A 13197-nucleotide genomic window follows, 5' to 3' on the forward strand; every position below is an offset into this window, starting at 1 on the left:
AGATATGCCTTTCACATCGAGGTGCCGAGCAAACCACGGGTGATCTGGAAGCCGACGTTGCCGGAGGCAACTGCCTTGGGGACGAGCCGGCGGCCGGCGACGGCCGCGATCGTGTCGAGTCCGGTCCGGGCCTGCTCGGCCGCGTCGCCGGTGGCGACGGCGTCGAGGTCGTCGCCGTACTTCGCGACCGTCTCCGGGTCGTTGCTGAACTCGACCACCGGGACGAACCGCTGCGCGGACAACGTGCCGCCGGCGACGTGCGCGAGGATCTGCTGGACCCCGCCGGCCCCGAAGCCGGTCGCGGTCTCCATCCAGTCGGTGCCGGGCATCCGCATCACATGCCAGCCCGGCTCGACGAACCGCTGCCCGTGCGCGATCGTCGACTCGAGCTGATCCGACGACCCGAAGGCCGCCGTACGGAAGACCTTGTGGGCCAGCAGTGCACCGCGCGAGGAGAGTACGACGGAACCGCCGGAGCCCACGATCTCGCGGCCGATCAGCGCCAGCGCCTCGGCTGTCTCGTCGGACAGCGGTCCGCGGGCTTCGAGCCCGACGGTGAGCTCACCGACCGTCCCGTCGTACTCGACCGGCGCCTGGAGGTCGAAGCTGCCGAACCAGTCGCGCACCCTCGTCCCAACGGCCTCGAGCCCGCCGTCGGCCTGGATGCTGGCCCAGCCGAAGCGGGCCGGGTCCGCGCCGGCTTCGACCAGGCGGGAGCGGAAGTAGTCGTTGTGGGTCTTCTCGCAGCCGTGCTCGAGCAGCAGCGCCATCCGGGTGTTGGGGTGGAGCAGGTAGCCGAGCATCGTGCGGGCGAACGTCTCTTCCGACGCGCCGCCGCTGCTGCCGCAGCCCTCGGTGTGCGGGAGCGCGACCATTCGCGTGACCGCGTCACCGGCCCACTTCTCCAGCTCCGCCTGGGCGGCGAGCCGCAGCGCGATCTGGCCGGAGCACAGGCTGGTCGGCAGGATCAGGCCGACCGACTCCGGCACCAGCCGGTCGTCGACCTGCAGGAGCCGTACGGCGGTCCGCGCGTTCGTGCCGAGCCCGGTCAGCGGGAGGCCGTCGAGCGGTGCGTCGCGGTCCTCGGCCGGGAGGTCGGTCAGTTTGCGGCTCATCCGGCCGTCGGTGCTGATCGAGATGCCCTCGCGCGGCCCCTTCTGGCGCCAGTTCCGCCAGATCGACACCTGGCTGTGGCCGGCCCGCTCCCCCGCGCTCGGCTCACCCGATGCGACCCGGACGGTGAGGTCGAAGGTGTCCGCGGTCAGCTCGGTCATCGCCGTACCGGTGAGGTAGCGGCCCGCGTCCACGTCCATCTCGGCGTGCAGACGCTCGTACCGGGCACTCGTGGTGACGAACTTGAGCGTGGGCACGAACGGGAAGTTGGTGATCGAGCCGTTGCCGGTGGTGAAGAAGATCAGGTTGCAGCCGCTGCCGATCTGGCCGGCCACCGACTCGAGGTCGTTGCCGGGGCTGTCCATGAAGATGTAGCCGTTGCCGGGGAGTGGTTCGCCGTAGTCGATCACGTGGTCGAGCCGGACCTCGCGCGGCAGCTTCCGCGCGGCGCCGATCGACTTGAGCACGATGTTGTAGAGGCCGCGGTACACGTTGCCGCCGGACGGGTTGCCCTCGGCGGTGTGACCGTGCCAGCCGACGCGTTCCTTGAACGACTTGATGGTGCTGAGGAAGCGCTTCGCAGTCGCCAGATCGCGCACGTTCTTCAGCACGTACGGCTCCGCGCCGATCAGCTCGTCGGTCTCGGCGAGTACGGCGGCGCCGCCGTGCTTGATCACCTCCGCGCCGACCAGACCGGCCAGCGGGTTCGCCGAGATCCCGGAGAACGCGTCGGACCCACCGCACTGCAGGGCGATCTTCAGATCGGCGAGCGGGACCTCGACCCGCGGCTGGGCGTCGACGATCGGCAACCACGGCTCGATCAGGGCGCCGGCGGTGGTCAGGTCGTGCTCGAAACCGGCGCGGCGGGTGAAGAACGCGTGCGGGACCTTGATCGACGGGTAGCCGTGCTCCGTCATGTAGTCCTGGACTGCCTGGCCGGACACCACGTCGTCCTCGGTGTCGATGATCAGGACGGCGCCGACGTTCGGGTTCAGCGTGAAGCCGGCCAGCGTCCGGAGCAGCAGGTCCAGGTTGTTCGGCGCCTCGTCCTCGCCGCCCTCGGTGTGTGCCACCGGTACGACGCCGTCCCCGGCGGCCGCGCCGTCGAAGCGCCGCGCCAGCTCGGTGACGAACCCGCTGCTCCGGGAGCTGGTCGCCATCACCACCACGTGGTTGCGGGTACCCGCCGCGCCCTGCTCTCGCGGGTACCCGAGGAATGTCCCGGGTTGCTCGACGCTGGTGACCTGGGCGCCGAAGCTCAGCGCGGACTCGTCGAGCTGGTACGGGTCGAGCGGCTCGTTGGTCGCCGACGGCTCGGTCGGGAGACCCTCCACTCCGCGCGCGGTGACTGCGGCCAGGCTGGTCGGCGTACACACGTAGTCGCCAGGCACGAGATCACGGGAGGCGCGGGCGAACGGGGTGTTCCAGGAGGTCACCGCCTCGCCGGTCCGCACCGGCCGGACGACGAACCGGTGCCCCTCGAGGACCGTGTGCGGCAGGGTGATCACGCTGCCGTCGAGGTCGATCGTCGTACCGGCGTCCAGCCGGCGGGAACAGATCGCCGCGTTGTCCTCGGGCTCGGGCAGTACGCCGACCTCGTCGAACCTCAACATGCCTCGCCTCTCGTGGATCTGGCTCAGTGACCCCGAATCGTGCATGATGCATGATTACAGACGTAACCCTGCCGAAGACGACCGGCCGGGTCAAGACCGCGACCAGGATCCGGAGAGGGCCGATGACGGACATCGTGGAGCCGCAGGACCGGCGGTTGCTGCGGCGGCAGATGCTCGCCGACGACGTGTACGAGGCGATCAAGACGATGCTGATGGACCACGTCATCCGGCCCGGCGCCCGGATCTCGATCGACGGGCTGGCCCGGGAGTTCCAGGTGTCGTCGACCCCGGTCCGGGAGGCGCTGGCCCGGCTCGAGTCGGAGGGGCTCGCGGTCAAGGAGCCGCTGAAGGGGTACCGCGCGACCCCGCTGCTGTCACTGGAGGAGTTCGACGACCTGTACCGCTTCCGCCGGCTGCTAGAGCCATGGGCGGCCCGCCGGGCAGCCGAGCTGATCGACGACGACGGCCGCGCCCGCCTGAAGGCCGAGCTCGCGAACGCGGTCGAACCGACCTCAGTGGACTATGCCGGCTACAAGTCGCTGACCGCGCACGACAACCGGTTCCACTCGCTGATCGCGACGCTGTCGGGGAGCGAGCAAGTCCGGCTTGCGTTCGAGCGCACCCACTGCCACCTGCACATCTTCCGGCTGCACTACGAACGCGACATCGGCCCCGAAGTCCTCACCGAGCACCGCACCCTCGTCGACGCGATCAGTTCCGGCGATCCAGCAGCCGCCGAAGCGGCCATGAACCAGCACATCGACAACTCCATGTCCGTCCGCCTCCGCCGGATCTACGACTGAACGGTTTCGGAGTTCGCCGCTGGGGCACGCGCAGGGAATGACGGCACCGCAACTCCCTGAACCGCGGCCCGTGCTGTGGCCGCTCCGCCCACTCGGGTCCGCGGCCGTCTGGACCAAGGCCTCCGACGGCCGAACCGTCGTCACGGTCCGCCACTCACCCCTGTCCCAGGTGACCCCGGAGATGCTCGCGTGGTGGTACTCCCACGTCCCCGGAACCATGCGGTACGCCGGCAAGACCTTGCCCCGCTACCTGGTCTGGCACCCGCTCGACCACATCTCCTACGAGGCGTCGACCCCGACCGTCCAGCCCGGCACCAGCCTGCACATCACCGAAGCACTGGGCCGCGACGTCACCAAACTGATCGACATCCAGGTCACCGTCGAAACCATCGACGCCCAGGCCGCGATCATCTCCAAACGCCTCTTCGGTACGTCGCTCATCCGCCTGGAAAACGAGTTCACGCCCTACAACGGCGGCGCCCGCTACGTCACCCGCCTCACCATCGGCGACACCACACCCCTAGCCGGCCTCATCCTCAACCGGGTAGCCCACACCCGAGCGTTTCCCCCAGCCAAACTGGCCGCCTGGATCCGCCACCACATAGAAGAAATAGGCAACCTGGAAAACTTCCTCCCCGACCTCTACCGCTACCGCGCCGACCACGAACCGTAAGCCGCGCGTGGGAGTGTCCAGCCCACGCCTGCGCCCGCACGCTCCCACCCACCCCCGGCTCATCGCCGTGCATCCCCTTGCCGGCTATCGCCGGCACCTCGCGGGCTACCGCCCGCCCTGACTACCCCGCGAACCGCATTTCGCCAGCGTCAACCGTGGTCACACGAACTGGTTCGAACCCCAGGGCCTCGGCATAGTCGTGTTCAGCAGGTCAGCGGGAGATTGATGCATCGTTCGGCGTCTGCGGCATGACGACATCGGGCTGTCGCGATGCTGTCGCAACTTGCGAGCCGGACACGCTGATCACGGTGTTCCTCAGGGTCGCCATGACGTCTTGACGGCGTGGTGGAACGTCTTCTGGTTGGCCCTGACGGTGAACACGCAGTACCCGCCGCAGTCGATGATCCTTGCGGTCGCGGCTGGTCAAGCGAGCCGAAGCGATCAGCTCGTGGGCGCATCCATTCTGTCGCCGCGGACCGTTATCATCTGGAAGCCTCACCAAGGGAGATCCATGAGCGACGAAGACACCCCGGTCGTGCCCGTCTGGACGCTGTCCACGTCCGACTCCCCGGGCGTTCCGGCGCTGGCTGGCGAAGACGCGCTCACGCCGGAACGCTTGGCCGACCTTCGCTCAGCGCTCGCCGCGTTCTCACGGGTTCCAGTGGTCACCTTGGAAGCGCATGCGCTGCCGAAGAAGCGCGAGCGTACGGCGGGCATGCCGCTGGACGCTGTGAGCCCCCTCGCGCAGGAGCTGTCGCGTCTGGTGTCAGCGAATGCGAAGACCGTGCCGGCGGTCGCGCAGGTCGCGGGGTCTGGTGAGGTGCTCTACCGGATGGTGGTTCCCGCAAAGGTTGCCGCACAGCTTGGCAAAGGTCTCGTGAAACCGATGGCGTCCAAAGCTGCCGCGAACGGTATTTACGGCGACTTCGTTGGCACAGCGACCAACGTGGTTGCCTCCAAAGCCACCTTCGTGCCGGTCCAAACAACCGCAGCCGGAGCCGCGGGCACGGCCGTGGGTACTGTCACTGCGGGAACTGCGATGACTGTTGCCGCGCCACTGATACTGATGGCGGTCGCAGTCGGTGCGAGCGCGTATGCCGACCATCGGCGACAGAAGGCGATCGAACACATCGCTGAGTTGTTGGAGAAGTTTCAGAACGAAAACCTGGAGCGGGAGCGCAACGAGCTGGACGGCTGCCGCGACGCCATCGACAAGGCCACCGCATTGTTACTGGACCGCGGAAGGGTCGGGGCATCGCTCGGTCTCGATTCGGCTGTTCACGCGATCAGTACTGCGACGGAGAATGCGGTCCGCCGGGTGCAGAAGTGGGAGGCCGCACTCGACGCCATCAGTGGTAATCGCGTTGAGCTCCCCGATCTGGAGGAGGCGTTTCCTGGCATTGCTGAAGAGGGCGGCGAGTTCCGTGCCCATCTTGAACTGGCGGCTCTCGCCATCGCGCTCAAGCGCAGGGTGGTCGTCTTGCAGGGCGTGGAGGCTGGGCAGAGCGACCCAGACAACCCGTTTGAGAACTTCGTCCGCAGTCTCAAGGTCGACCAGCAGCGGATCGATGAGTTGGAAGCACGCGTTGCTGCCGTCCTTCTACGGCTGTCGGCTCTTGAGCTGCGGTCTCCAAAACGGCTCATCGACAAGGTCATGACTCGAAAGCAGGTTGATGGTCTGCTCGAGACGTCCTATCGACTCAGGGCCCTCGGAGACGGGGTTGGCGGTGCTGCGCCGACTGCGGACGTGGTTATTGAGATCGAGAAGCACAGCGACGGAACGCTCTTGGTGCTTCCGGCCCACGCGTCCTGACCGCGGCAGCGTTCCTACGGCGCACCATGCAGCCGTCTGCGGGCGGCCACCGTGGATCGGTTCGGGCGATCACTCAGAACGCAGTCGAAACAGAGAACCCTCCACGTGTTCGACGTTCAGACTCGGAGGTTCGCCCTTGGGCCAGGGCGCTTCTCCCGTCCGACGCAGCCACCGACCGACGGCTGCACTCCTCAACTCGCTGCATCGCCGCCAGAACGACCGCGACACCGGGATCGACGTTATCCCTTCGCCCGGTATGTCCAGGCGGACGGCCTCCCATTCTGGCCGAAAGAAGCGGTCACGATCCGCGAGAGAGAATTTGATCCCGTACCCGGCTCCGGATGAGCGGTGTTGCCCGTTGTTCCATGCCATAGCTCTCATGCCGACCTCCGTCGCCCGTTGCCGTCAGGCTTGTCTTCCATGGCCTGGTGGTAGTTGGCTGAGGACGGCGGCGACGTGCTCTTGCAGGTGGACTGCCAGTTCCTCCAGGGTGATGCCTTCGACGCCGAGATCCGCCAGTGCTCTGCGGGCTCGAGACAAGTCATCGGCGAGATGTTCCAGCTGCTGGGTGAACGACGGTTGCGCCGCGAAGGTGTCGGTGCTGACGGCGTGCTGCCAGGCGACGAAGACGGCGCCGAGGGTGCGGTCGATCCAATCGAGCGCTGACCTGAAGCGATTCTCGGCACCAGCCTCGGTGGCAACGCTCAGCATGCTGGTTCCTGGCGGATATCGCCGGGACATTGCGCCGAGCATATGAAGGTTTTCCGCCTCGGCGCCGGTCACCTCCGGCCGGAGTCGCTCGATGACGGTCCTGATGACCTCTGACCGGGTGGGGCCATCGGATCCCCGACTGTCGGTTTCTGCCTCCCACGCCGGGAGCGCGCGATCCAACGCGGCCCTGGTGGCGCCGCCGACGACCGCACCACCCACGGCGGCGAACGGACCCACCAGTGGAGTCACGGCCAGGGTCACTCCGGCTCCCGCCGCAGCCGCGACACCGTTCACGAGCGCAGCCCGGCCTGCCACCGGCAGGCTCAGTCGCAGGTACGAGCGGAGCCTCGCGACGGCACCCGGACGCTGATCCGCCAGGGCTCGATCGAGCCGGGTCGCGAGGTCGGCAACCCGGGCTCGGAGGTCGCGGGTGTAGACGCCGCCGTCGCGGATCGCGCGGCGGACATCCATCCGGAACTCATCGGCCAGCACTTCGGCCGACGGTGGTTCCTGGTGCCCAGCTTCACGCAGGAACGGCGCCCAATCGATGTCGGTGGCGGCACGCAACTGAACTCGTCTGGCCTCGTCGAGGTCTTCCAGAACGATCTGTTGCTTCCGCAGCTGCTTCCAGAGCCGGCGGTCGTCGTGGAACGACCACAACAGCTCGGCGAGATCCCGTGTGATCGGCCGGAGTTCAAGGCCGGCGTCCAGTGCGAACTGCCCCTGCGCGTAGACATCGGCCAGCCCGCGCTGACGCTCGCGCCAACGCTCGAGATCCGCATCATCGGGTTCGCGCTCGCCCCATCGGCGCCGCGCGGATCAGAATCCCCCACGCCTCGATGCTAAGCACCACAATCACCTCGGGCCAGCACTGAATGTGCACGACCTCACACCGGCTCGGATTTGACCTTCACATCCATGTGACGGTTCAACGATTGGTGCCATGCAGGCATCTGTTGGAGGAGCTGTGGAGATCGGGCTTGCGTTGCCCACTGCTGGGCCGGAGGCTTCGGCGGAGACGATTGTCAAGGTTGCGAAGGAAGCTGAGCGGCTTGGCTTCAGTGCCTTGTGGACGTTTGAGCGGCTGCTTCGGCCGCTCGACAAGGTTGTGCTGTGGACGGGCGGTGAGCCCGAGATGTTGCCGGAGTTCTACGGCTCGGTCTATGAGCCGCTGGAGACGCTGAGCTATGTCGCTGCTGCGACTGAGCGGATCAAGCTGGGGACCGCGGTCCTGGTGGCGCCGTTGCACGTACCCGTGATGCTCGCCCGACGGCTCGCCACCCTGGAACCGGATCAGCGGCGGTCGAGTCATCGCCGGTCTGGGACAGGGCTGGCAGCACACCGAGTTCGAGACGGCCAACGTGTCGAGCCAGCGCAAGGGCGCCCGTACGGAGGAATTCATCACCGCGATGCGGGCCGCCTGGGGCCCGGACCCGGTCCGGCACGAAGGCGAGTTCTACCGGATCGCGCCGTCGCAGGTGAACCCCAAGCCGGTCCAAGCCCACCTTCCGGTACTGCTGGCCGGGACGTCACCGGCCGCCATCAAACGCGCCGGCCGGATCGCGGACGGCCTGATCCCGATCACCTCCTCGGCGGAGGAACTGCTCACGGTCGCGACCACGTTCTACGACGCCGCCCGCGAGGCGGGCCGCGATCCGCGGGATCTTCGTAGTACCGCAACAACCGCCGCGAAGCCCCCGTCCGCTCCGCAAGCTCCCCGATCCTCATGCTCTTCAGCGTACGACGTGCCCCTCACAGGCATGTGAGTGTTTGACCTACTCGGCAGGGGCGCCGCCGAAGCCTATTTCGTTGCCGTCGGGGTCTTTGTAGATGAATTTGCGGACGCCGTTGTCGTAGGTCTCGCGAAGGGCCGGTTCAACGCCTCGGTCGGTGATCGCCGTGACGCGCTCGTCGAAGTCCTCGGTGAAGATCGTGACCTGGCCATGGCCGGCATGGTCGGGTCGGTGCTCGACGACGAGGTACTGGTGTTCGGCCAGCTCGAACACCGCCTCGATGTCGTTCGGGTACATCACCGGCGCCGCCCCGAGCAGCTGCTCGTACCACTTGAGCGCACCCGGGTAGTCCGACACGGACATCTCCGCAAACAGGTCGAGAGCCATACCGCATCGTACGAACCGACCAGGCCAGCGGGAATACCGGTCGCACCGGCGATGTTCCTGCAGTCAAAGACCTTTCCGATGGAGAGTGATGATGAATGACCGGTCTTCGACGCGCCGGTAACGCGCTCAGGACCGCCGTACTCCTCGCCCTGCTGACGGCCCTGATCATCGTCGTCGGCGGATACATCGCCGGTACGACGGGTGTGCTGATCGCGGCCGTGTTGTCGCTGGGCCTCAACGCCTACCTCTACTTCAACTCCGACAAACTCGCGCTGCGCTCGATGGCTGCTCGACCGGTCAGCCCGCAGCAGGCGCCGGAGCTGTACGCCGTGGTGGCCGAGCTCGCGCAGCGGGCGGGTCAGCCGATGCCGCGGATCTACATGAGCCCGGTTGCCCAGCCGAACGCGTTCGCCACCGGACGCAACCCGGAGCACGCAGCGGTCGCAGTGACGGAGGGGATCCTGCGCGTCCTGGATCGCCGCGAGCTCCGCGCCGTACTCGGGCATGAACTGGCGCACGTCTACAACCGCGACATCCTCACCTCGAGCATCGCGGCCGGGCTGGCCGGGATCGTGACGACGCTGGCCAACCTGGCGATCTTCCTCCCGCTCGGCTCGTCCGACGACGAGGACGCCCCCAACCCGCTGGCGACGCTGCTGACCGTGCTACTCGCTCCGTTCGCAGCCGGCCTGATCCAGCTGGCGGTCAGCCGGCGACGTGAGTACGCCGCAGACGACGACGGCGCCGAGTTGTCGGGCGACCCGCTGGCCCTCGCGAGTGCCCTCGCCAAGATCAGCCGCGGTACGGCGGCCATGCCGCTGCCGACTGATTCCGGCGTGGCAACCCAAAGCCACCTGATGATCGCCAACCCGCTCAACGGGCGCGGGATCGCCGCCCTGTTCTCCACCCACCCCCCGATGGACCGCCGCATCGCCCGCCTCAAGGCGAAAGCCCGCGAACTAGCCGCCGCCTAACCCCCAACAAGAAGGGCCGACCGGATCACCGGTCGGCCCTTTCTCCTGCTCAGGCGAGGTTGTCGGGGCACAACTCGGGGCCTGACCGACCCGGCCGTGGGCTAGGCCGGCGCGTCGCCGTGGTCGGGGATTTCTAGTTGTACGCCGCCCTGCAAGGCGGACTGGTGGGCGTAGATGCCGGGGAGGGTGTAGCGGGCGGCTACCCAGGCGTTGATGGGTGGGAGGGTTTTGTCGGCGACTGCGCGGACGAAGTCGTCGGCGAGGAAGTGGTGGGAGCCTTCGTGGCCGTTGTGGAGGCCATCGAACTCGGCGGGGAGCCGGCTGCGGTCGTGGACCGGGGACAGGCCGGAGCGGAACGCGTCCCGCAGGGCCGGGTCGACGTTGGCCAGGTCGGCGTCGTCCAAAGAGCTGCTCGGCTTGGTCTCCATCAGCTGGCTGATGTCCTCCACGCCCTCCTTGTTCTGCCAGACCGTCGTGGTAGCGAGCTGCTCGAAGCTGCCCTCGGTCCCGAACACCCGCAGCCGGGACTCACGGATGTGCGACGGGTAGCCGACGCGGCGCATCTCGTTGGTCCGCATCACGCCGCCGTCGGCGAGCTTGAACAGCGCGGTGGCGTTGCTGAAGTCGTTGTCGAACTGGCTGATCTCCTTGTCGAAGACGCCGTCACCGCGGTCGTCTGCGACGCCGATGCAGGAGACGTGGGTGGCGTGCTGGCCGGTCACCGAGAGCACGTTGCCGACCGCGTGCGTCGGGTACAGCATGGGCGGGAACGAGGCGGTCTTCTTCCACTCGTCGCCGCCGCTGTACTGGTACGCGGCGTAGAACCCGAGGTCCATGTCGTGGACGTAGTCGCCCTCGGCGTAGAACACCCGGCCGAAGGAGCCGTCGGCCAGCTTCTGCCGGCAGTACACCGAGGACGGGTAGTAGAAGCTTGTCTCGCCCATCATGTAGGTCAGGCCGGTCTCCTTGACCAGCTCGATGATGCGGGCGATCTGGTCCGCCTCGATCGCCATCGGGACGGTCGAGTACACGTGCTTGCCGGCCTCCAGCGCGCGGATCGCCATCTCACCGTGCAGCCAGCGCTGGGTGAAGATCGCCACCGCGTCCACGTCGGACGCCAGCATCTCCTCGAAGGACTGGTAGGTGAGGGTGATCCCCTGCTTGGCCGCCATCTCGGCGGTCCGTTCGGGTACGACGTCGGTCAGTCGCACGTCGGACACATCCGGGTGCGCGGACCACAGTCGCAGGAACGAGGGGGCGAACTGGCCGGCTCCGACCACACCGATGCTGATTCCCATGGACGCTAGGCAATCACACATTTATGTTCCATGGAAGAACAAATTCAGACGTTGGAACATGTGACAAGCACCACCGGCGGGGGTCTGGCGGTCCCCTACAACAGATGTGGGTTGTCCGTGGTGATCCCGTCGACACCCAGGGCGATCGCTTGTTCGAGGGTCGCCCAGTCCGGGACGGGCCAGGCGGTGACGTCGAGGCCGGCGGCGTGGAGCTTCTCGACGCCGTCCGCGGTGAGGCCGACGATGCCGCACAGCGCCGTACCTGCCTGAGCGGCCCGGGTCAACGAGAGCACGTCGGCGACGTCCGGCGTACGGCCGAAGATCAGCCCGGTCGACGCCGACGGCATCGCCTGCCGGACCGCGAGCAGGATGTCGGCGTGCGACGACGTCACCATGGTCCGGGCCGCCAGCGACGGATCGGCCTGCAGGGACTCGACCAGCAGCGGTACGGCGCGAGCCGCCTTCACCTCGGCCTGGAACCGGACGTCGATCGCCGCGATCGTCTCGGCCCAGGTCGGGACCACCTCGCCGAGCCCGGCGTCCAGCGACCGGAGCTCGTCGAACGTCAGCGCCGCGACCTCGCCCGAGCCGGACGTGGTTCGGTCGACAGTCGCGTCGTGCAGGACGACGAGCTCGTCGTCGGCGGTCACCCGGAGGTCGAGCTCGATCTCGTCGCACCCGTCCGCGACGGCGCGCCGGAACGAGCGCAGCGTGTTCTCCGGTTCGGTCCCGAGCGCACCGCGGTGACCGGTGATGATCACAGAACCTTCTCCTCGTACTGTCGACGGACTTCCTCGCCGATCGCGTCCAGCCGACGGGCGACCGAAGCGAAAACCTGCTTCGGTTGCGCGTTGTCGGCGTAGATCTGCTGCAGGCCGGTGTAGATGACGACGTTCGCGTTCCGGCCGTAGAGCCGGATCGGGTCCTGCTGCCGGGCATTCTCGAGCTGCTCGATCGCGACACCGTAGTTCGGCTTCTCGGCGATCAGCTTCTTCAGGTCCGGGTTCTCCCGAGCCGCGTTCACCACCGGCAGGTAGCCGGTCTCCTTGGTCCACCAGGCCGAGTTCTCCGGCCGGGCCAGGAACTGCAGGAAGGCGGCGGCCGCGGCCTTGCGATCGGCAGAGATGTTCCGCAGCATCCCGATCCCGCCACCGCCGGTCGCCAGACCGGAGGCGACCTCGGACGGGATGAACCCGGCGCCGACGTCGAACTTGGCCTTGCCGGTGATGGTCTTCATGCCACCGGTCGACTCCTGGATGACGGCCACCAGCCCGTTGGCGAAGTCGGTGCTCGGACTGCTCGCCATGTAGGCCAGCCCCTTGTCGTGCACCATCGAACGCTGCCACTCACCCGCGGCGACCGCGCCGTCCTGGTCGATGGTGACGTCGAGGCCCTTGGAGTAGGCGCCGCCGAACTGCCACACGTTGCCCTGGAACTGCCAGTCGCCGTCGATCTTCGCGAACGCGATCGTCCGCAGCGACCGGCCGCCGGACTGCACCTTGGCCAGTTCCGGCCCCCATGACCGCAGCTCACTCCAGGTCCGCGGCGCCCGATCCGGCAGCCCGGCCTTCGCGAACGCGTCCCGGTTGTAGTAGAGGATCGGCGTACTGCGGGCGAACGGGACACACCAGCTCTGCCCCTTCACGACGTACTCGCCGAACAGCTTCTCCTGGTAGACCGCCGGGCCGAACCCGTCGGTGAAGTAGCCGTTCAGCGGCTCGAGCGCGTCGTTCAGGAAGAACCGCTCCCAGGTCACGTCGGACAGTACGGCGAGATCCGGCGCCTGCTTCGCGACGAGCGCGGCCGCGACCTTCTGGGCCACGTCGTCGTAGCTGCCCTGGAACTGCACCTCGACGTACACGTCCTGCTGGGAGTCGTTGAACTTGGCAACGAGCTTGTCGACCGCCTTGCCGTTCACACCACCGTACGGCGACCAGAACACCACGCGGACGCGGTTCGCGTACTGCTTCGGGACTACTCCTGCAGGCTGGGAGTACTCGGCGTCGACCGAGCGGTAGCCACAGCCGGCCAGCGTGGCGCCGGCCGCCAGGCCCAGGAACACCCTGCGATTCAGCATGC

Annotated in this window: 11 protein-coding genes and 3 pseudogenes; 7 read left to right on the plus strand and 7 right to left on the minus strand. The window is 67.6% G+C overall.

The features are described 5' to 3' along the window. Positions 1–11: 11 nt before the first annotated feature. Complete coding sequence (locus ACIBL3_RS00420) at positions 12–2726, minus strand: UxaA family hydrolase (protein ID WP_396350989.1); 2715 nt, start codon at positions 2724–2726, stop codon at positions 12–14. Between the two features lie 50 nt (positions 2727–2776). Here ACIBL3_RS00420 and ACIBL3_RS00425 point away from each other — a divergent pair, with 50 nt between their 5' ends. From ACIBL3_RS00425 to ACIBL3_RS00435, 3 genes are all read left to right on the plus strand, one after another. Then, positions 2777–3529: a GntR family transcriptional regulator gene (locus tag ACIBL3_RS00425; RefSeq protein ID WP_396350990.1), complete on the plus strand. Its 753-nt coding sequence runs from the start codon at positions 2777–2779 to the stop codon at positions 3527–3529. A 37-nt stretch (positions 3530–3566) separates the two neighbouring features. After that, positions 3567–4202: a DAPG hydrolase family protein gene (locus ACIBL3_RS00430; protein ID WP_396350991.1), complete on the plus strand. Its 636-nt coding sequence runs from the start codon at positions 3567–3569 to the stop codon at positions 4200–4202. A gap of 511 nt (positions 4203–4713) precedes the next feature. Beyond that, positions 4714–6015 carry a hypothetical protein gene (locus ACIBL3_RS00435; RefSeq protein ID WP_396350992.1) on the plus strand — a complete coding sequence of 434 codons (1302 nt, stop codon included), beginning with the start codon at positions 4714–4716 and terminating at the stop codon, positions 6013–6015. Positions 6016–6420: 405 nt separating this feature from the next. On the opposite strand, the gene ACIBL3_RS00440 is transcribed toward ACIBL3_RS00435, so the two are convergent. After that, entirely contained in the window at positions 6421–7218 is a 798-nt protein-coding gene (locus ACIBL3_RS00440) for a hypothetical protein (protein WP_396350993.1), read from the minus strand. 21 nt (positions 7219–7239) lie between these two features. Between ACIBL3_RS00440 and ACIBL3_RS00445 the strand changes: the two genes are divergently transcribed. The 3 genes and pseudogenes from ACIBL3_RS00445 to ACIBL3_RS00455 form a co-directional block, all read left to right on the plus strand. Beyond that, positions 7240–7572: a hypothetical protein gene (locus ACIBL3_RS00445; RefSeq protein ID WP_396350994.1), complete on the plus strand. Its 333-nt coding sequence runs from the start codon at positions 7240–7242 to the stop codon at positions 7570–7572. Positions 7573–7669: 97 nt separating this feature from the next. Continuing rightward, positions 7670–8002: pseudogene (locus ACIBL3_RS00450) on the plus strand (LLM class flavin-dependent oxidoreductase); the annotation flags it as partial. A gap of 16 nt (positions 8003–8018) precedes the next feature. Then, positions 8019–8396 (plus strand): annotated as a pseudogene (locus ACIBL3_RS00455) (LLM class flavin-dependent oxidoreductase); the annotation flags it as partial. Position 8397: 1 nt separating this feature from the next. Here ACIBL3_RS00455 and ACIBL3_RS00460 read toward each other — a convergent pair. Both ACIBL3_RS00460 and ACIBL3_RS00465 read right to left on the minus strand, forming a co-directional pair. Then, positions 8398–8454: pseudogene (locus ACIBL3_RS00460) on the minus strand (MerR family transcriptional regulator); the annotation flags it as partial. Positions 8455–8501: 47 nt separating this feature from the next. Further along, positions 8502–8846 (minus strand): VOC family protein, encoded by a 345-nt coding sequence (locus tag ACIBL3_RS00465; RefSeq protein WP_396350995.1) that lies wholly within the window; start codon positions 8844–8846, stop codon positions 8502–8504. A 95-nt stretch (positions 8847–8941) separates the two neighbouring features. Here ACIBL3_RS00465 and htpX point away from each other — a divergent pair, with 95 nt between their 5' ends. After that, a complete protein-coding gene (htpX, locus tag ACIBL3_RS00470; protein ID WP_396350996.1) occupies positions 8942–9820 on the plus strand; it encodes a zinc metalloprotease HtpX in 879 nt (292 codons plus the stop codon). A gap of 101 nt (positions 9821–9921) precedes the next feature. On the opposite strand, the gene ACIBL3_RS00475 is transcribed toward htpX, so the two are convergent. From ACIBL3_RS00475 to ACIBL3_RS00485, 3 genes are all read right to left on the minus strand, one after another. After that, positions 9922–11118, minus strand: a complete 1197-nt coding sequence (locus ACIBL3_RS00475) for a Gfo/Idh/MocA family protein (RefSeq protein ID WP_396350997.1) — start codon at positions 11116–11118, stop codon at positions 9922–9924. 95 nt (positions 11119–11213) lie between these two features. Then, the gene (locus tag ACIBL3_RS00480; protein WP_396350998.1) at positions 11214–11879 is read right to left on the minus strand and encodes a glycerophosphodiester phosphodiesterase; all 666 of its coding nucleotides are present in this window, start codon (positions 11877–11879) and stop codon (positions 11214–11216) included. Further along, complete coding sequence (locus ACIBL3_RS00485; protein ID WP_396350999.1) at positions 11876–13195, minus strand: ABC transporter substrate-binding protein; 1320 nt, start codon at positions 13193–13195, stop codon at positions 11876–11878. The genes ACIBL3_RS00480 and ACIBL3_RS00485 overlap by 4 nt, the downstream gene beginning before the upstream one ends. Positions 13196–13197 lie beyond the last annotated feature (2 nt).

The organism is Kribbella sp. NPDC050124 (assembly GCF_044460355.1).
Lineage (GTDB): Bacteria > Actinomycetota > Actinomycetes > Propionibacteriales > Kribbellaceae > Kribbella.